Genomic DNA, 18,271 nt, shown 5'->3' on the forward strand with positions numbered 1-18,271 from the left:
GGGGAGTTTTATGTTATCCGTTGAAATCATGCAGGGACTGCTGATTCCCTTTCTGGGAACCACATTAGGTGCCGCCTGCGTCATGGTGGCGGCTTCCATCTGGAGCCTGTTGATTCCTGCCATGGAAGGCAGCGCCGCCATGGGCAAACTGGCTTTTGTGCCTGCGGTGGTGGGCTTTTGGGTGGGAACCTTGTTCCTGCTCATACTGGACCATCTGATCCCACATCTGCATATGGATGCCCATGAAGCCGAAGGCCCTAAATGCAGCCTGCCCAAGACCGCTATGCTGGTGCTGGCAGTAACGCTCCATAACATCCCCGAAGGTATGGCGGTAGGCGTGGTATTCGCCGGCTGGCTGGCGGGCAACGCCGATATCACCTTGAGCGGGGCCTTGGCTCTGTCCATCGGTATCGCCATCCAGAATTTCCCCGAAGGTGCCATCATCTCCCTGCCTCTGCGGGCGGAGGGCATGAGCAAGCATAAGTCCTTTATCAGCGGGATGCTCTCCGGCATCGTGGAGCCAATCGGCGCTATCCTGACCATCTTAGCCGCAACCTATGTCCTGCCCGTCCTGCCATACCTCTTAGCTTTCGCCGCCGGTGCCATGATTTACGTGGTGGTGGAAGAACTCATCCCCGAAATGTCAGCAGGCGAGCATAGCGATATCGGCGTGCTGACATTTGCCTTGGGTTTTACACTGATGATGACCTTGGATGTGGCCTTGGGATGAATCAATTGTTGCAGGGTGTTTTTTTGCAGACAAATGTGATAATATAGATAGGCAATGTCAAAGAATCTTAGTGATTAACGAGAGGATGAGGGGGACGATAGATGGAAAAAGAACTCTTGCGTCTTGAACGCGTAAATAAAAGTTATGATGGTCGGAAAATATTGGAAGACCTGGATCTGACGATTCACGAGAATGAATTTGTGACACTTTTGGGGCCGTCAGGTTGTGGCAAGACCACGATCCTGCGCATGATTGGTGGTTTTGAGACGCCGGATAGCGGTAAGATCTGGTTTGACGGTCAGGATATCACCAACCTCCAGCCGGAGAAGCGGCAGGTCAATACGGTGTTTCAGAAGTATTCCCTGTTCTCTCATATGGACGTGGCGGAAAATATTGCCTTCGGCTTGAAACTCAAGGGGAAAAGCGCAAGTTACATTCGCGATAAGATAAAGTATGCCCTGAAGTTGGTGAATCTGGACGGTTATGAACACGCCCGTGTCACCCAAATGTCCGGCGGCCAGCAGCAGCGTATTGCCATTGCCCGGGCAATTGTCAATGAGCCGAAAGTCCTGCTCTTGGATGAGCCGTTATCGGCCTTGGATTTGAAGCTGCGGCAGAATATGCAGCGGGAACTGGTCAAGATCAAACGGGAACTGGGCATCACCTTTGTGTTTGTCACCCATGACCAGGAAGAAGCCCTGTCCATGTCGGACACGGTAGTGGTTATGAACCAGGGCTGGATTCAGCAGATTGGTACGCCAGAGAACGTGTACAATGAGCCGGAGAATGCCTTTGTGGCGGATTTCATCGGTGACAGCAATATCATCGATGGCATTATGGTGCGGGACAAATTGGTGCATTTGCTGGGCAAGGATATTCCCTGCATCAACACGGGCTTTGGTGAAAATGTTCCCGTGGACGTGCAGATCCGTCCGGAGGATATCCAGATCTGCGCCCCGGCAGACGGCCAGTTCACCGGCATTATCAAACAGGTGATCTTTAAAGGGACGGTTTACGATATCACCATTGAAGCCGGCGGTTTTGAATGGCTGGTGCAGACCATCACGGGGCATGAACAGGGCAAGGAAGTCGGCATCAGATTGGCGGCCTCCAATATCCAGATCATGGCCAAGCCTGCATCGGAAGATGAGGAGGCCGTGAGCGATGAATAAGCGCCTGTCTACCCAACGCTTCCTGGCCCTGCCCTTTGGCTTGTGGTCCGTTCTGTTTATCGTCCTGCCCTTGTTCTTCGTCCTTTGGAATGGATTGAAGACCGAGGCTGGCGGCTTTACACTGGAACATCTGCAGACAGTTCTGCAATGGGAATATCTGAAAGCTTTGGGGCTTTCAGTGGAGCTGGCTTTGATCAGCACCTTTGTCTGTCTGGTATTGGCCTATCCCTTGTGCCTGATCCTGCGGGAGCGCAAGGAAAGCCGGGGACTGCTGGTCTTTGTGCTGTTCCTGCTGCCTCTCTGGATGAATTCCCTGCTGACCACCATGGCCTGGCAGACTATCCTGGAAAAGCATGGTATCCTCAATATGTTCCTGCAGTCAATCGGGCTGGGCGAGGTGCATATCATCAACACGCCGCTGGCCATCATCATCGGCATGGTGTATAATTTTCTGCCCTATATGGTGCTGCCTCTCTATGTGGCCATCAATCGCATTGACGCCAGCATTATCGAAGCGGCTCGGGACTTAGGGGCCAATCATTATCAGACCTTGCGCCGCGTATTGCTGCCATTATCCATGCCCGGAATCGTCAGCGGTTCCACCATGGTTTTCATCCCTGCGCTGACCACTTTCGTGATCAGTGCTCTGCTGGGGGGCAACAAGGTCCTGCTCGTAGGCAATATAATCGAACAGGAATTCACGGCGGCTTACGACTGGCAGCTGGGAAGTGCCCTGTCCATGGTACTTATGGTCTTTATCATCCTGAATATCCTGCTGGAAGCTTTCACCGATAACGGTGAGCAGGCGAAGAAGGGGGCAAGGCCATAATGCAGAAAATCAAGAATACCTATCTCGGCCTCATCGTTGCCTTCCTCTATGCGCCCATCGTGGTGCTGATTGCTCAGTCCTTCAATGCCAGCCGCTACCGCGGGCAGTGGACGGGCTTTACCTGGGAATGGTACGCAAAACTCTTGGAGAGTGAGGATATCCTCAATGCCTTTTCCAATACGTTGACCATCGGCGTGACATCGGCTTTATTGGCGACAATCCTGGCGCTGGTCACGGCTTTGGGCATGCGGCAGATGGGGCGGCAGGGACGGATGCTCCTGCGGGGGCTGGCCAATGTCCCCCTGCTCAATGCCGATATCGTCACGGGCATTTCCCTGATGTTGCTCTTTTTGGGGCTGGGGCTGAAACTGGGCTATGACACGATCCTGCTGGCCCATATCGTCATCAGCCTGCCCTATGCGATGCTCTGCATCCTGCCACAGGTACTCACCATGGACGATGTCTGGTATGAAGCGGCCCGGGATCTCGGTGCCACGCCGCTGCAGGCCTTCCGCAAGGTCATCCTGCCGGAGCTGATGCCGGGAATCGTGGCGGCATTCCTGCTCTCTTTTGCCATGAGCGCCGACGATTTCATCGTGACGTACTTCACCAAAGGTGCAGGTATTGAGACATTGACCACGGAAATCTACGCGGAACTGAAATTGGGTGTCCATCCGGAAATGTATGCCCTGTCCGCCCTGTTCTTCTGCGGCGTGCTGGCTTTCACGGCCTTGCTGATGCTGAACTACAAGGTGATCAACCGCTACCGGCAGGCGGAGAAAAGGGGGCAGGAAGGATGAGTCTTTTGCATAAATATCTGCGCTCCCTGTTATTGACCATGCTGGTGCTCGCTACCCTGTTGTTGAGCGGTTGTGACATGTTCGCCGATCAGCAGGAAGAGGGCGAAGATGTGCTCTATGTCTATAGCTGGGGCGATTATCTCAGCGAGGATGTCATCAAGCAGTTTGAAGAGGAAACGGGCATCAAGGTGGTGCTGGACGAATACGACACCAACGAGAGCATGTATCCCCGTATTGCTGAAGGGGCTGAGGCTTATGATGTGCTCTGTCCTTCTGACTATATGATCAACAAGCTGATTCATAATGACCTGCTGCAGCCGCTGGATTTTGACAAGCTGCCCAACGCCCGGAAAAATATCGGGCAGGATTTCTTTGACCAGTCACGGACTTTCGACAAGGAAGGGGAATACAGCGTGCCCTATTGCTGGGGCACGGTGGGCATTATGTATAATACGAAGATGGTACATGAGCCGGTGGACAGCTGGAAAATCCTCTGGGATGAAAAGTACAAGGACAATATCCTCATGCAGGATTCGGCCCGGGATGCCATCATGATTCCCTTGAAGATATTGGGATACTCCATGAACACCACCAATGAGGCGGAGCTGAAGGAAGCCCGGGATATGCTGATCAAGCAGAAAAACTTGGTACAGGCCTATGGTGTGGATGATATCCGCGACAAGCTGAGCTCCGGCGAAGCGGCGCTGGGGGTTATCTTCTCCGGCGAAGCAATCAAGCTCATGCAGTCAAATCCGGATCTGCGGTTCCAACCCGCGCCCAAGGAAGGCACGAATGTTTGGATTGACAGTTGGGTGATTCCGAAGAATGCCCGTCATGTGGAAAACGCCCATAAATTCATCGATTTCATGTGCCGCACGGATATTGCGGCGGCCAATTTCCAGGAACTGGGTTATTCCACCCCAAACACCACCGTGCGGGAGGAAGTAGAGGAAGATTTGGGCGAATTTGTCGATGTTGCCTTCCCGCCGGAGGATGTCTACAAAGGCCAGGAATCCTACAGCTACTTGGGCGAGGCTTTGGATAAGCTCTATACGAAACTCTGGCTGCAGGTAAAAGTGAATTAAAATAGAGGAAAAAACAACTCCTTTGTGGAATACTATGTTAAACGTATTTCAAACAAAGGAGTTGTTTTCGTATGAATGTCAAAGCCGAAGTATTCAGCAAGTATCTGGAAGAAAAGAAAATCGAAGCCTTTCAGGTAGAGGAGATTGCAGATGATCCGCAGCACACCGTGGTCTATCGTTCCCATGTGGTCGTGGAAGGCCAGCAGTTGCCCACGCTGGTGCTGTTGGATGACAGCGTGTTCTCCATGATCCGCGTGCAGATCTCCCCCAAGGCCCGCACGGAGGAAAATGAACTGGCTGTACTGCGTCTGGTCAGCGAGCAGAATATGAAGTTCAAACCCTTCAAACTCTACTTTGACCAATCAGGCGCGCTGATTCTCGATGTATGCCTGCTGACGCCGGGGGCGGAGGAAAAAGATTTCCCGATGCTGGGCGATGAGGTTTACGGCATGTTCGATGTACTGATTAAATTCCTCGAAGAAAATTACCGAGGCTGGATGAAAGAAATTTGGTAATTGACAAGTCAAAATGCTGCCCTGACGGAAATGTCAGGACGGCATTTTTTCTCTTGCTGCGTGAAAAAATTTTTGGCTTGTCTCTTAAGATTTCCACTAAATATTCGATATATAAGGTAAGCGAAACTATATAAGGGGGGACGTGTACCCTTCTTGGGGAATAGATTTGCATCTCACATGGAGTGTGAGACGGCAGATGAAGTAACAAGGCTGGATATTATCAGGGAGGATGTGTGAAGCCATGTCTATGGTTGTAAAGAACAATATTCCGGCGGTTATGACGCTGGGCGTATTAAACAAGAACTCGGCGGCTTTGGCCAAAAGCCTGCAACAGGTGTCCTCAGGCATGAAAATCAATTCCGCGGCCGATGACAATTCCGGATTTGCCATCGCTGAGCGGATGCAGGTGCGGATACGGAGCCTGGATCAGGCAGACCAGAATACCCAGAGCGGTGCCAGTATGCTGAAAGTAGCAGAAGGCTCCGTAAATTCTACAATCGACATTCTGAGAACGATGAAGGAAAAGGCCATTAATGCGGCCAATGACACCAATACGGATACCGACAGGGGTATCATCCAAAAGGAATTGGATCAGTTTATTGACCAGGTGGATGACAACGCCCTGATTACTTACAATGGTAAGACTTTGGTAGACGGTAGCAAGATGTCCAAGGGCGATGCTACACGTACGGCTTTGACCAATGAAAGCCTCAATAGTAAAACCACCGGACTCACGGCGCTGGTGGATTTGCAGAATCGCAATGGGGAGAATCTGAATATCCTGACCACGGATAAACTCACGGTGTCCTATGTGATTCAGGGACGCAACTATAGCAAGGAAATCGATATTGATGTCAATAAGACCTTGAATGATGTATTGGTGGAGGCTATGGAGCCTTATTCCAGTGGCAGCGATAATCCCCAGTTACGAGCGGCTTATGATAACTATAATTCTTCGGTGGGGGTGGCTAATTCTGCGTATAATTCCTCGGTAGGGGCAGCTAATTCTGCTTACAATTCTTCGGTGGGGGCAGCTGCATCTGCATATACGCTTATTACAACCACTGGTGGTACGGTTTCTACTGCTACAGGTGAAACTACGTTGGTGGCGGCTATGTCGATGGCAACGTCTGCTATAACTGTAAATCAAGATGTTTACAGTCGTAACTTAAGTAGATATAATGATGCATCGACAAATCTGGCAAGTGCTACTCCCGGTAGCGCTGATTATTTAGATTATTCAGATCAGGTGTCTATGTACAGTACTAGATTAGCATCTTATAGTGCTGCTATTTCTACAGATACAAGCACATATAATGCTTTATCGACACAGCTTGGTAGTGTAATCGCATCCGCCTATACCGTTTATTCCACGGCAGAATCTACAGCTGCCTCCACATTGGCTGTAGCGAAGGCAGCTGCTACATCAACTCTGAATAGTGCTATTAATGCGGCAGTGGAAGCACTGAATGGTGATTTGGAAGCCATCGGTGATCTGATTCCCTATCAGCTGACCATGAAGGCCAGCAATGTGGTGGGGCAGGATGCAGCGGGCAATGATGTCTATACTGCTGATATGGGCACAGCGCTTACCATTACGGCAGCGGGTGCAGGTGATAAGTATCAGTTGTCTGGTTTTACCTTTAATGTTACGGATATCGATGGCAATATCAAGAAGAATGTGAATTCTGTGCTCGACAATTTTACCGAATCGGTGCGGGCTCTGAATAAATCTGAGGATAATTCCATTACCTTCCAGGTGGATGCCAAGGCCAATCAGGCCATCAAGATTGGCCTTACGGATATGCGTTCCGAAGCCTTAGGTCTTAAAGGAGCGAATGGCGAAACGCTCAGCATTGCCACCCAGAAGAGTGCCAATTCTGCAGTCAATGTCCTTGATAATGCCATCAAGAAGGCTTTGGATCAGCAGACCGATATTGGTGCTATTTCCAATCGTCTGGGCCAGACCTCCGCGAACCTGCGCATCGCTCGCGATAATGTGCAGGCTTCTGAATCCACTATCCGTGATGCCGATATGGCCAAGGTTATGACGGAATATACCAAGAACAATGTCCTCCTGCAAGCATCTCAGTCTATGTTGGCGCAAGCCAATCAATCCGGATCTAGTGTACTGGGGTTGCTTAGCTAATAAAATATCAGCCGAAAAAGCCTCTCTTAAGGGAGGCTTTTTTCGTGCAATGGCGTATATATACATAAGAGATAATTATGCGATGCAAGCGAGGTGGCAGCAAGTGATGCAAAAGAGAATTGGGCAGGATGCCCGCATGGTGCATGTGGCTTATGCCATGACGGATAAGCAGGGTACTTATAGTAAATATATCGGCGCGTCCATGTGTTCGTTGTTTGCACGGACAGAGGTCTGGGTAACCGTGCATCTGCTGCATGATGAAACCCTGACGGAGAAGAATCGGGAATATTTTATTGCCCTTACCCGTAAATTTGGGCAGCAGATACTATTTTACAATATGGCGGAATTGTGTGCAGATATTCTGCAGGCGGCAAGAGACATATTCAAGGCCGCAGTGGATACAGCTTATTATACGCCTGCGGCACTCTATCGCATTCTTGCGCCCAAAGTGTTGCCAGCGGAGGTGCAGCGGCTGATCTATCTGGATGCCGATACCATCGTGAATATGGATATCCGCAAATTGTGGGAGGTTTTCTTGATGGACATCCCATAGGTGCAGTGGGCGAACGCAATCTGATGAATCATTATCAGAAACAGGTGGATAAAACCATTGATGAAAAAATCTATCTGTTCCAGAACAGCTGGACGGATTCGGACAGCTGCTTCAACTCTGGCGTACTGTTGATGGATGTGGAACGACTGCGGAATACGGGGGATATTTTGTTGCCGGGGCTGCGCTTCCTGGTGCAGCATGAAGAGGAATGCAAATTCTTTGACCAGGATATATTGAATTATTTCTTTTCCCGTGATTATCTGCATCTGCCCTGGAATTACAATATCCTGCAGCATTGGGACAGGATGTGGGGGAAGCCGGAGCTGGAGGAGGGGATCTACCACTATATGGGCCGCACTCTGCGGCTGAATATGGATGAACCGCGGGATTGTATTTTCTATGAAGCCTTTGTGCAGACACCCTGGTGCAGTGCGGAATATATCTGTAAGAGTTTTGCTGTTACCCGTGATGTCATTGCCGGAGCCATTGCGAAGAATAACGAGCTGAATCGGCGGGCGGCCGCTGCCTGGGCGGGGCGCCGGCGGGTATTTGTGGGGCCCAAGGACAATGAGGAACAGCTGCGGGAAATGTTTTTTATGAAAGAGGAAGAGCCCTATGTAGCTTTAGGAGAAGGCTGGGAGCAGGAAGGACTCAATCTGCCCTATGACCTTGGCACCCATGTGTATGTATTCTTTCTGGAGACTTTCCCGGAACTGCGCAAGCAGTTGGAAGCGGCTGGCTGGCGGGAGTGGGAGGATTTCATTGATGGCAAGGCTCTGATTTTGCCCCATTCCACCAGATTGCTGGATGAATATCGTATTTTCATGGTGATGTAAGTGGAGGATGCTATGATACATATCTGTTATGCTCTTTCCGATAAGAAGGGTACTTATACCAAACTGGTCGGCACATCCATGCGCTCAGTCTTTGCCCATACGGAGGAATGGGTGACAGTGCATATCCTTCATGATCACAGCCTGTCCGAAGATAACCGCCGCTATCTGATGCAGCTGGTGCGCCGTTACGGCCAGCAACTGGCCTTCCATAATATGGAACGGGATTACAAAGAACGTCTGCAGCAGATGGAGGAAGATAATACATGGATGGAGGGAAAAATAAAGGCAGGCGTGAGCTGGGCAACCTGGTTCCGTCTTTTGGTGGGAGAAGTACTGCCTGATGTGGGGCGGCTGATTTATTTGGATGCTGATACCATCGTCAATCTGGACATCAAGGAGCTATGGGAAGAAAACACAGGCGTCAATGGTCTGGCGGCCGTTCCGGATATGGTGATACAGGAAAGTCATACAAGCCAATTGGTGAAGCGGGGACTATGTGAGGAGAAGCGCTATTTCAATGCGGGAATGCTGCTTATCGATATGGAGGCTTTTTCCCAGGAAAAAAAGCTATTGGAGCGGGGCGTGGCTTTTTTAAAGAAGCATGAATTGCTGGATTATCTGGATCAGGATATTCTGAACTATTTCTTCGGTGCGGCTTGCCGTATGCTGGCAGAACGATATAATACGCTGGTCAATCAGGAACTAAGCAAGGGGCGCAATGCGTTAGCACCATGTATCTATCACTATGCCAATAAGCAGTATGCCTTTGATTATGGCAATAACTATCACCGCCTGTACTGGGAGAATTTTCTGGATACACCCTGGTGCAATGCCGATTTCTTCTGCCGTGTGTCCCATAATGTTCAGCAGAATATCCGTGCGAAACTGCTGATTTTCGCCAACCTTACCGCGGGCAAGCGGCGTATTGTGGTCGGTCCGGAGAAGGAGCGGGAAAAATATCAGAAGATGCTGATGTTGCGGGAAAATGAACGCTATCTGACCGCTGCCGAACTCCATAATCAGGGCACGAATTTAGCGGTTGATGAAATATTGGTCCTGTTCCTGCCATTTGAGGAATTTGGCCGGGTAAAGAAGCATCTGGATGCCTGCGGGGCAAACGAGGGAATTCACTATGTTAATGGCATGGTGCTGATGGCCCCAGATCCCCGGCAGGAAGCCAAGGCATTTTTGGAAGCATGAGAAGGGATGGTTATAATGGCAGATCAGAATCCCTATGATGAAAATTTTTACCGGGCTCAAAAAGATGGTTCTTATCGTTCTGCTGAACTGACCATACCGATGCTTTTCAAATGGCTGCCGAAGCCAAGAACTGTAGTGGATGTTGGCTGTGGATTGGGGACATGGTTATCGGTTTTTAAGCGACATGGGGCAGAGGTGCTAGGCGTAGATGGGGCCTATGTCAAAAAAGATATGCTTTATATAAAAAAAGAAGAATTTTTGGAGGCAGACCTTGAAAACGAATCCGTCAGTACTGATGGAGAGCGTTTTGATCTGGCGGTGAGTCTTGAAGTGGCCGAACATCTTTCGGCTAAGCGTGCTCCCACTTTTATTCGTGATCTAACATCTCTTTCTAATGTGGTGTTCTTTTCTGCGGCAGTACCAATGCAAGGTGGTACGAACCATATAAATGAGCAGTGGCAGTCTTATTGGGCTAAGTATTTTGCCGATGAGAATTATGTGTGTATTGACTGTATCCGTCCGCAGATTTGGGATATAAAGGAGATAAAGGTAGAGTATAAGCAGAATATATTGTTATATGTCAAAGAATCAGCATTGGGCTCTTATCCACGTTTATTGGATTTTTACCTGTCTCGTCGGCATGACAAGCAGCTCTTGGACACCATTCATCCAGATAATTGGCTGGGCGTCGTGTATTATCTTCATGATATGATGCGGAAACTTAGAAATTAGTAACCATATACACAATGAGACCCACTGACTTAAAAAGAGCCGGTGGGCCTCACTTTGTTTGTATTTATTTCATTGCAGCAAACCGAGTACATTGCTGCTGCTTTGGTTGGCCTGGGCCAACATGGATTGGGAGGTCTGCATCAGGACATTGGCTCTGGTATAGGAGGTGAAGGTCTTGGCCATGTCGGCGTCGCGTATTGTGCTTTCGGATGCGGTGATGTTTTCATGGGCGGTGTTGAGATTGGCGGCGGCATAGTTCAGACGCACCTGTATGGCTCCTACGGTGATCTGCTGCTTGATGGCCCGGTCGAGAGCCCTGTCCACCACGGTGAGGGCAGAGTTTGCTTTGGTCTGGGTGACCACGCTGACAGTGGTGCCGTCACCTTTTTTCAGTCCCAGAGATTCGCAGCGCATATCAGCCAGTCCCATGCGGATGGCCTGGTTGGCCTTGGTGCCGATTTGGAAGGAAATATGCTTCTCCGGATCGGTGTCAGCAGATTTGTTGGCCAGATAGCGCAGGATCATATAGCCGGCAGCATAGGCGCTGTCCCCTTCAGCATGCTCAGAGTCTTCCAGCACCGAGCGCAGGGTATCCGTATCGGCCGCTAAGGCTTCTATCTTGCTCTTGCGGTAATCGTCAATACCATGAACCAGCTCAGCTGCGCCTTCTTTGATATACAAGGGTAGGTTGGAGAAATTATTGATATTGGCCGACATCAGGGCATGTGTCATTTCATGGGCAATGGTTCGGTCTAGATAGAGCTGATTGGGCTGCCCGGCCACGGCTCCGTTGTGATCTGACAAGTCGAGGTTATTGTAATAGTGCATATTGACGGTCAGATCGAGGCCGGTGGTAACACCGTTGCCATTAAAGTGGGAGGTGACAAAGGCCAGCGTGCCATCGTTGGCATCGGTGAAGTTCACATTCATTGAGCGTACGGAGGTGCCGTTTTCCTGGAAATTCAGCGCATAGGACTCGTCAATCAGATCCATGCAGTTTCCCAGCCATTCGTTGTCCAAGGCTGACACAATGGCCGCTTTCATGGCGTCATTGCCGGTATCCGGCCAGTTGACAGCCAAGCCGCGGATGATGGTGGAGCCGCTGGGGGAGCTGGCATAGGGATTGCCTGTTTCCGGCACGATGCTTTCAGCTGTCTTGGGGCGGTCACCATTAGCGTCCTGGCCTGTGATGGCGCCGGTATCGTCATTGCGCAGATCGATGCCGCAGGCGGTCAGGCCATGTTCTTTCACATCGGCGAGGAAACTGTCGATCAAGGATTTTTCGTCCTTGAACATGCCGCAGGAGGTATAATTGATGGCGGCATCCAAAGCGTCCGAGGCGGGCAGATTTGAATCGTTTAGGTAGCTCATGAAGGACACAATGGCATCGTGTTGGTTGGCGACGATATTGCTGCCCATGGTGCCATTGAGCAGATATTTGCCGTTGAAGGTCACATTGGCATTGTCATCAATCTGTGACATATACTGTACCAGCTGGTTCTGGATAATGGCCCGATCCACATCGGTGTTCGTGTCGTTGGCCGCATCCAGCGCTTTTTCCTTGAAGGCTTTCAGGATATCCACGGTAGAGGATATGGCGCCTTCGGCTACCTTCATCATGCTGTTGGCGTTCTGGGTGTTGCTGTAAGCAGCTGAGAGGCCCCGGATATTCACCCGCATCCGTTCGCTGATGGCATAGGCTGAGGCATCATCAGCGGCGCTGTTGATCTTCATGCCTGTGGACACCTGCTGCAGTTGCTTGGCCAGTTCATTGGAGTTATGGTTCAGCACGTTCAATGAACGGATTGCCGTCATGTTGTTTTTGACCACCATGGTCATAGCGCATCAATCCTTTCGCTATCTTCTCGCTTCCTGCCAGAAAAAATGAGCATTACGCTTATACGATACAATCCTGTTACTCAATGTATCGTATAAAAGCATAATGCTCTTAAGAGATTTTTCTTATTTGCGTGTTATTTTTTTATTGAGATCGTCGAAGAAGGACTTGCAGATGCGGCCGAAGATGCCCTTTTCGCCATGGTTGGAATCATCCCGCAGCCGCAGTTCGTCACGAGCCATAATGCGTTTGTTGGTCTTAGCATCGAAGACTTCAAATTTCAGGCGTACAGTGGAAGTGTAGACCGTCCTGGCTGGGTGATAGACAGGGACAGTATAGGAATAGTTTTCCGTTATTTTCTGGCCGTTGGGCAGTTTTTTGGTCCGCGTAGCTGTGCGGGTTTCCCAGGAGGTATAAGGTTCTTTGATATAGGAGTCGTTATGCCACTTCAGCAGTTCGCATTTGATATAGACATCCGCAGCTTCATTTGGATTGTCCGGGGAAAGCACGGCAGCCTTGTCGGGGCGGATAAGATGGTATTGAGGCCGCTGGGCATTATTCAGATAATTTTCCTGCAAGGTCTGATTCAGCAAGTCGCTTTCAAATTCCGATGTGTCAGTCAATTCGATATCATAGACTACGGCCTTTTTGATCTGGCTGAAGTTGTAGTCCTTGTCATACCAGTCTGTTTTCTCGGCACTGGCCGGTAAAGAGGGGAGCAATAACAGGCATAATATGAGTAGTAATTTTTGCCATGGGAATAATTGCCGTAATGTTTTCATGAAAGATCACTCCTTTTTAGAATCGTTGGAAACACTAATAATTATATCGAATAAAAATTGTGATGTCTTAAGAAAATTTTTGTTAACTATAAGCAAAGTGCTAGTTGACGATGCATGGATATATGATTATAATGAAGATGGTTTGTAGAAAATATGATCCTTGCGGATGGGGGCTTTATCATGCAGAGAGATTTGGCGATGGAAATCGGGAATGAACGGGAACATTTCACGGTGCGGGAAATGATGAAGATGGCACTGTGCGTAGCGTTTTGCTGCGTGTCGGCGTTTATCTCCTTCCCACTGCCGTTCACACCGGGACTGGTGACGGCACTGACGGTGGCGCTGACGGTGACGGCATTGGTGCTGCCGCCGCGGCTGGTATTCATCACGGTGGCGTCCTATGTGTTCCTGGGGGCCATTGGTCTGCCCATTTACCCGGGGGGCGTGGGCGGCTTGGGCCGCATCCTGGGGCCTACGGGTGGTTTTTATCTCGGTTGGCCCATTGTCTGCATGATGGTCAGCTGGCTCAAGGGTAGCAGGATAAGTTTCCGCCGCTATGCGCTGGTATCTGTGCTGGCCGGTGTGCCGCTGACCTATGTGGGCGGTCTGATCTCGATGATGCTGGTGCTGCAGGTTGACTTATGGCAGGGCCTTACCATGGCAGTGTTTCCTTTTATTCCCGGCGACATCATGAAGGCGCTGCTGGCAGCCTTTATTGCCGTCAGAGTCAATAAAATGCTGGAGAAACGGTGACTTTAAGCGAAAATCTTGCTATACTCCCCTTATGAGAGACAGGAAAAACTGTCATCATAAGGGGAGTTTTTCCTGTTGGCATGTTTCAGGGCAGGGAGGAATTTGGCGCTGGAGTCAGAATTGTATAAGATAAGGAGATTTTTTTGAGGGAGGATATCGAATTGAAAAAAGGACTGAGGAAGGTTGTTTCTCTTGTGATTTTATGGGGAGTGATCTTATCGATGAACGTGGGGGCTGCGGCCGGGAAGATATTGTTTATTCCCCATGATGACAGGCCGATTTCCTATCATCAGACGGTGGATGTCCTGCGGCAGGCGGGGTATGAGATGGTCGTGCCGCCCCAGGAACTTTTGAGCAATGCTACGAATATGGGGCATCCGGATGAGCTTTGGCAGTGGCTGCGGGAAAATGCTCCCGCAGCTGACTCGGCTGTCATCGCTTCCGATTCCATGCTGTATGGCGGTCTGATTCCGTCGCGCAAGCATGAGATTCCCGAGGAAAAACTGGCAGAGCGCCTTGATGGCTTTGTGCAGCTGCATCAGGCCAATCCGCAGCTGCACATCTATGTTTTCGACTCGCTGATGCGGACGCCTGATTGGGGCCAGGAAGGGAATATCGAAGAACCGGATTATTATGCTAAATACGGTGCGGATTTTTTCCACTACTCACGTTTGCTGGACAAAGAGGAAACAGAGGGCTTGTCCAAGCAGGAAAAAAAGATGATGATGGAGCGGAAAAAGGCAATCCCTGCTGAGTATATGCAGGATTGGGCAGCACGCCGGGCCAAGAATCTGGCAGCGACGAAAAAGCTGATGGATTATGCCCGGGATGGCATCATCGATTATCTGATTCTCGGCCGTGATGACAATGCACCCCTTTGCCAGACCCATCGTGAGAATCGGGAAATCCTGGCGTATGCAGCAGAAAACAAGCTGCCACATACGAAATTCCTGTCCATGCCGGGAATTGATGAATTCAATGTCCTGCTGCTGAACCGGGCGGTCAACGATATGACTTATGAGATGCCCTTTGTCTATGTGGCCTATAATGAAGGCAAGGGCGGCGATACGGTGCCGGCTTTTTCCGATGAAAAGATTTCGGCTTCTGTAGATGCGGCTTTGGCTATTGCCGGCGGGCTGAAAGTGCCGGCGCCGGCGCGGGCAGATTTCGTGCTGCTGGTGAATACGGAAAAAAACGGGGAAACCATCGGTCTGCACAACAGGTTCCCGGATGGCAAGGATTTCCGGCCACAGCTGCTGCCTGATAAAAGCACAAGACACTTTGCCAGCCTGGTGGAGGATTATGTGGCGAAGGGCTATCCTGTCGGCATCGCAGATATCAAATATTCCAACGGAGCGGATAACGCCCTGCTGGAGCAGCTGCGTCAAAAGGGCTTGTTGTTCAAGCTGAAGGCGTATTCCGGCTGGAATACCGCGACCAATTCCACGGGCTTTGCCATAGGGACGGGAATGCTGGCGCCGAAAATGACGGAGGACGGCAAAAACAAGCTGCTGGCCGTACGCTATCTGGATGACTGGGCTTATCAGGCCAATGTCCGTACAGATGTGGGCAATGAACTGGTGAAACAATTCGGCAATCCGTCCTACTATATCAAATTGCAGGATAAGCTGTCCTTTGCGGAACAGCAGAACAATGAACGCATGCAGGCTTTCGCGGATAGGAACTTGCCCCATTTTGATTTTCTGAAGGGCTTCAAGGTCAAAAATCCATGGCTGCGGATGTTTGAGTGCGATATTGTCCTGCCGAAAACGCCGCAATGATGATGGATGATTTTTTAGGCTGGATGTGGAATTTTTTTCTAAAATACTATTGACATACTGGGTGTAATACTGTAACATATAGTCATGCCAAAGAACAAAGGCATACAACCTAAAAGAGAAAAGAACTGACCAAAAAATTGGAGGTTCCGGAAGCAAGGCCCTGTATGGGGAGCTTTTGGAACCTCTTTTTGATTGATGAAGGGGGATTTTATTATGAGCCAGTACAAATTTGAGACTTTACAGCTGCATGTGGGACAGGAACAGCCGGATCCGGCAACGGATGCCCGTGCGGTACCTATTTACCAGACGACTTCTTATGTATTCCGTAACAGCCAGCATGCTGCTGATCGTTTCGGCCTTGCCGATGCCGGTAACATCTACGGCCGCCTGACCAACTCCACCCAGGATGTTCTGGAAAAACGCATCGCTGCTCTGGAAGGCGGCAGCGCAGCTCTCGCGGTTGCATCTGGTGCTGCTGCTATCACCTACACGATTCAGGCACTTGCTGCAAACGGCGGCCATATCGTAGCACAGAAAACCATCTACGGCGGCAGCTACAACCTGCTGGCTCACACCCTGCCCCAGTATGGCGTAGAAACCACTTTCGTGGATGCCCATAATCTGGCAGAAGTGGAAGGGGCCATCAAGGAAAACACCAGAGCCATCTATTTGGAAACCCTGGGCAACCCCAACAGCGATATTCCCGATATCGATGCTATCGCCGAAATCGCCCATAAACATGGCCTGCCGCTGGTTATCGACAATACCTTCGGCACCCCGTACCTCATTCGTCCGATTGAACATGGTGCGGATATCGTGGTTCATTCGGCAACGAAGTTCATCGGCGGTCATGGCACCACCTTGGGCGGCATCATCGTTGAGGCCGGCAAGTTCGACTGGAAGAAGAGTGGCAAATACGCCGGCATCGCAGATCCGAACCCCAGCTACCATGGCGTATCCTTCTATGATGCAGTTGGCCCAGCTGCTTTCGTTACTTACATCCGTGCTATCCTGCTCCGCGACACCGGTGCAACGATTTCTCCCTTCAATGCCTTCCTGCTGCTGCAGGGTGTGGAAACTCTCTCCCTGCGCCTTGACCGTCATGCAGAGAACACCAAGAAGGTTGTGGAATTCCTCAGCAAGCATCCGCAGGTGGCTAAGGTCAACCATCCGTCCCTGCCGGATCATCCGGACCATGCCCTCTATGAGAAATACTTCCCCAACGGCGGGGCTTCCATCTTCACCTTTGAAATCAAGGGAGGCAAGGAAGCAGCCTGGAAGTTCATCGATAATCTGGAAATCTTCTCCCTGCTGGCCAATGTAGCTGACGTGAAGAGCCTGGTCATCCATCCGGCTTCCACCACGCACTCCCAGCTGACGGACGAGGAACTGGCAGATCAGGGCATTACCCAGAGCACCATCCGCCTGTCCATCGGCACGGAACATATCGATGACATCATCGCAGATCTGGAAAAAGGTTTTGCCGCTGCCAAATAACGGCAAGGAGGTATTTTGTAATGGCAAAGATTTACAACAGTGTTACGGAGCTTATCGGCAATACGCCGTTATTGAAAGCAAATAATTTCATCAAGGACAATGACCTGCAGGCCAATATCCTGGTCAAGCTGGAATATCTGAATCCGGCAGGCAGCGTCAAGGACCGCATTGCCAAGGCCATGATCGAGCAGGCAGAAAAAGAAGGCAAGATCAATAAGGATACGGTCATCATCGAGCCGACCAGTGGCAACACGGGCATTGGCCTGGCCAGCTTCGCTGCTGCCCGCGGCTACAAGGCCATCCTGACTATGCCGGAAACCATGAGCGTAGAGCGCCGCAACCTGCTGAAGGCTTATGGCGCGCAGATTGTGCTGACCGATGGGGCCAAGGGCATGAAGGGCGCCATTGCCAAAGCTGAGGAACTGGCCAAGGAAACGCCGAACGCGTTCATTCCTTCCCAGTTCACCAATCAGGCTAACCCCGCCATCCATGAAGCAACTACCGGCCCGGAAATCTGGCAGGATGCTGACGGCCAGGTGGATGCCTTCATCGCCGGTGTCGGCACAGGCGGTACCCTTACGGGGGTGGGCCGTTATCTCAAGAAGCAGAAGTCTGATGTCCATGTGGTGGCCGTAGAGCCGGAAAGCTCGCCGGTGCTCAGTCAGGGCACGGCCGGCCCCCACAAGATCCAGGGCATTGGCGCAGGCTTTGTGCCGGAAACGCTGGACACGAAGGTCTATGATGAGGTCCTGCCCATCAGCAACGAGGATGCCTTCAAGTTCGGCCGTCAGTTCGCCCATAGCGAAGGCGTGCTGGTGGGTATCTCCGCCGGTGCTGCCCTGGCTGCTGCCGTGCAGCTGGCCAAGCGTCCGGAATTTGCGGGCAAGAACATCGTGGTCCTGCTGCCGGATACAGGCGATCGCTATCTCTCCACGGAACTCTTCAACGACTAACATCACAGGGAAAATCGCTGGCTGTCCATGCCAGCGATTTTTTGCTATCGTTTACAGAGGCATTTTT

Annotated in this window: 17 protein-coding genes and 1 pseudogene; 15 read left to right on the forward strand and 3 right to left on the reverse strand. The window is 50.7% G+C overall.

Translation table 11 applies throughout. The annotated features are described in order from the left end of the window. The first annotated feature begins 10 nt into the window (after window positions 1-10). The 11 genes from SELR_RS04430 to SELR_RS04485 all read left to right on the forward strand — a co-directional run bounded on the left by SELR_RS04430 (window position 11) and on the right by SELR_RS04485 (window position 10,601). Complete coding sequence (locus SELR_RS04430) at window positions 11-730, forward strand: ZIP family metal transporter (protein WP_014424004.1); 720 nt, start codon at window positions 11-13, stop codon at window positions 728-730. A 101-nt stretch (window positions 731-831) separates the two neighbouring features. After that, window positions 832-1,902, forward strand: a complete 1,071-nt coding sequence (locus SELR_RS04435) for an ABC transporter ATP-binding protein (RefSeq protein ID WP_014424005.1) — start codon at window positions 832-834, stop codon at window positions 1,900-1,902. Beyond that, the gene (locus SELR_RS04440) at window positions 1,895-2,731 is read left to right on the forward strand and encodes an ABC transporter permease (RefSeq protein WP_014424006.1); all 837 of its coding nucleotides are present in this window, start codon (window positions 1,895-1,897) and stop codon (window positions 2,729-2,731) included. Before SELR_RS04435 ends, SELR_RS04440 begins: the two co-directional genes overlap by 8 nt. Continuing rightward, on the forward strand, window positions 2,731-3,531 hold the full coding sequence (locus SELR_RS04445; protein ID WP_014424007.1) for an ABC transporter permease: 801 nt from the start codon (window positions 2,731-2,733) through the stop codon (window positions 3,529-3,531). The genes SELR_RS04440 and SELR_RS04445 overlap by 1 nt, the downstream gene beginning before the upstream one ends. Next, window positions 3,528-4,616 carry an ABC transporter substrate-binding protein gene (locus SELR_RS04450; protein WP_014424008.1) on the forward strand — a complete coding sequence of 363 codons (1,089 nt, stop codon included), beginning with the start codon at window positions 3,528-3,530 and terminating at the stop codon, window positions 4,614-4,616. Before SELR_RS04445 ends, SELR_RS04450 begins: the two co-directional genes overlap by 4 nt. A gap of 71 nt (window positions 4,617-4,687) precedes the next feature. Then, window positions 4,688-5,131 carry a hypothetical protein gene (locus SELR_RS04455; protein WP_014424009.1) on the forward strand — a complete coding sequence of 148 codons (444 nt, stop codon included), beginning with the start codon at window positions 4,688-4,690 and terminating at the stop codon, window positions 5,129-5,131. A gap of 241 nt (window positions 5,132-5,372) precedes the next feature. After that, window positions 5,373-7,280, forward strand: a complete 1,908-nt coding sequence (locus SELR_RS17620; protein WP_014424010.1) for a flagellin N-terminal helical domain-containing protein — start codon at window positions 5,373-5,375, stop codon at window positions 7,278-7,280. Between the two features lie 106 nt (window positions 7,281-7,386). Next, complete coding sequence (locus tag SELR_RS04470) at window positions 7,387-7,833, forward strand: glycosyltransferase family 8 protein (protein WP_014424011.1); 447 nt, start codon at window positions 7,387-7,389, stop codon at window positions 7,831-7,833. Next, window positions 7,803-8,669, forward strand: coding sequence for a glycosyltransferase (locus SELR_RS04475; protein WP_158645771.1), 867 nt, complete (start codon window positions 7,803-7,805; stop codon window positions 8,667-8,669). Before SELR_RS04470 ends, SELR_RS04475 begins: the two co-directional genes overlap by 31 nt. A gap of 12 nt (window positions 8,670-8,681) precedes the next feature. Next, on the forward strand, window positions 8,682-9,869 hold the full coding sequence (locus tag SELR_RS04480; RefSeq protein ID WP_014424013.1) for a glycosyltransferase family 8 protein: 1,188 nt from the start codon (window positions 8,682-8,684) through the stop codon (window positions 9,867-9,869). A gap of 15 nt (window positions 9,870-9,884) precedes the next feature. Further along, a complete protein-coding gene (locus tag SELR_RS04485) occupies window positions 9,885-10,601 on the forward strand; it encodes a class I SAM-dependent methyltransferase (protein WP_014424014.1) in 717 nt (238 codons plus the stop codon). A gap of 69 nt (window positions 10,602-10,670) precedes the next feature. Here SELR_RS04485 and SELR_RS19445 read toward each other — a convergent pair whose 3' ends face one another. The 3 genes and pseudogenes from SELR_RS19445 to SELR_RS04495 all read right to left on the reverse strand — a co-directional run bounded on the left by SELR_RS19445 (window position 10,671) and on the right by SELR_RS04495 (window position 13,220). Beyond that, on the reverse strand, window positions 10,671-12,020 hold the full coding sequence (locus SELR_RS19445) for a flagellin (RefSeq protein WP_331386700.1): 1,350 nt from the start codon (window positions 12,018-12,020) through the stop codon (window positions 10,671-10,673). Further along, a pseudogene (locus SELR_RS18600) lies at window positions 12,012-12,440 on the reverse strand (flagellin); the annotation flags it as partial. The gene SELR_RS19445 and the pseudogene SELR_RS18600, both read right to left, overlap by 9 nt. 123 nt (window positions 12,441-12,563) lie before the next feature. Further along, window positions 12,564-13,220 carry a hypothetical protein gene (locus SELR_RS04495; protein WP_014424016.1) on the reverse strand — a complete coding sequence of 219 codons (657 nt, stop codon included), beginning with the start codon at window positions 13,218-13,220 and terminating at the stop codon, window positions 12,564-12,566. Between the two features lie 180 nt (window positions 13,221-13,400). Here SELR_RS04495 and SELR_RS04500 point away from each other — a divergent pair, with 180 nt between their 5' ends. From SELR_RS04500 to cysK, 4 genes are all read left to right on the forward strand, one after another. After that, a complete protein-coding gene (locus SELR_RS04500; RefSeq protein WP_014424017.1) occupies window positions 13,401-13,973 on the forward strand; it encodes a biotin transporter BioY in 573 nt (190 codons plus the stop codon). Window positions 13,974-14,134: 161 nt separating this feature from the next. After that, a complete protein-coding gene (locus SELR_RS04505; protein WP_102013455.1) occupies window positions 14,135-15,754 on the forward strand; it encodes a DUF4127 family protein in 1,620 nt (539 codons plus the stop codon). Window positions 15,755-15,967: 213 nt separating this feature from the next. Then, window positions 15,968-17,251, forward strand: a complete 1,284-nt coding sequence (locus SELR_RS04510; protein WP_041914264.1) for an O-acetylhomoserine aminocarboxypropyltransferase/cysteine synthase family protein — start codon at window positions 15,968-15,970, stop codon at window positions 17,249-17,251. A gap of 20 nt (window positions 17,252-17,271) precedes the next feature. Continuing rightward, the gene (gene cysK / locus SELR_RS04515) at window positions 17,272-18,204 is read left to right on the forward strand and encodes a cysteine synthase A (protein ID WP_014424020.1); all 933 of its coding nucleotides are present in this window, start codon (window positions 17,272-17,274) and stop codon (window positions 18,202-18,204) included. The last annotated feature ends 67 nt before the right edge of the window (window positions 18,205-18,271 follow it).

Origin of the sequence: Selenomonas ruminantium subsp. lactilytica TAM6421, assembly GCF_000284095.1 — a bacterium.
GTDB lineage: Bacteria > Bacillota > Negativicutes > Selenomonadales > Selenomonadaceae > Selenomonas_A > Selenomonas_A lactilytica.

Excerpts from the sequence above, each read along its gene's own strand:
- SELR_RS04430 (WP_014424004.1), top strand. The coding sequence starts at position 11 with ATGTTATCCGTTGAAATCATGCAGGGACTGCTGATTCCCTTTCTGGGA.
- SELR_RS04435 (WP_014424005.1), top strand. The coding sequence starts at position 832 with ATGGAAAAAGAACTCTTGCGTCTTGAACGCGTAAATAAAAGTTATGAT.
- SELR_RS04440 (WP_014424006.1), top strand. The coding sequence starts at position 1,895 with ATGAATAAGCGCCTGTCTACCCAACGCTTCCTGGCCCTGCCCTTTGGC.
- SELR_RS04445 (WP_014424007.1), top strand. The coding sequence starts at position 2,731 with ATGCAGAAAATCAAGAATACCTATCTCGGCCTCATCGTTGCCTTCCTC.
- SELR_RS04450 (WP_014424008.1), top strand. The coding sequence starts at position 3,528 with ATGAGTCTTTTGCATAAATATCTGCGCTCCCTGTTATTGACCATGCTG.
- SELR_RS04455 (WP_014424009.1), top strand. The coding sequence starts at position 4,688 with ATGAATGTCAAAGCCGAAGTATTCAGCAAGTATCTGGAAGAAAAGAAA.
- SELR_RS17620 (WP_014424010.1), top strand. The coding sequence starts at position 5,373 with ATGTCTATGGTTGTAAAGAACAATATTCCGGCGGTTATGACGCTGGGC.
- SELR_RS04470 (WP_014424011.1), top strand. The coding sequence starts at position 7,387 with ATGCAAAAGAGAATTGGGCAGGATGCCCGCATGGTGCATGTGGCTTAT.
- SELR_RS04480 (WP_014424013.1), top strand. The coding sequence starts at position 8,682 with ATGATACATATCTGTTATGCTCTTTCCGATAAGAAGGGTACTTATACC.
- SELR_RS04485 (WP_014424014.1), top strand. The coding sequence starts at position 9,885 with ATGGCAGATCAGAATCCCTATGATGAAAATTTTTACCGGGCTCAAAAA.
- SELR_RS19445 (WP_331386700.1), bottom strand. The coding sequence starts at position 12,020 with ATGGGCAGCAATATCGTCGCCAACCAACACGATGCCATTGTGTCCTTC.
- SELR_RS04495 (WP_014424016.1), bottom strand. The coding sequence starts at position 13,220 with ATGAAAACATTACGGCAATTATTCCCATGGCAAAAATTACTACTCATA.
- SELR_RS04500 (WP_014424017.1), top strand. The coding sequence starts at position 13,401 with ATGCAGAGAGATTTGGCGATGGAAATCGGGAATGAACGGGAACATTTC.
- SELR_RS04510 (WP_041914264.1), top strand. The coding sequence starts at position 15,968 with ATGAGCCAGTACAAATTTGAGACTTTACAGCTGCATGTGGGACAGGAA.
- cysK (WP_014424020.1), top strand. The coding sequence starts at position 17,272 with ATGGCAAAGATTTACAACAGTGTTACGGAGCTTATCGGCAATACGCCG.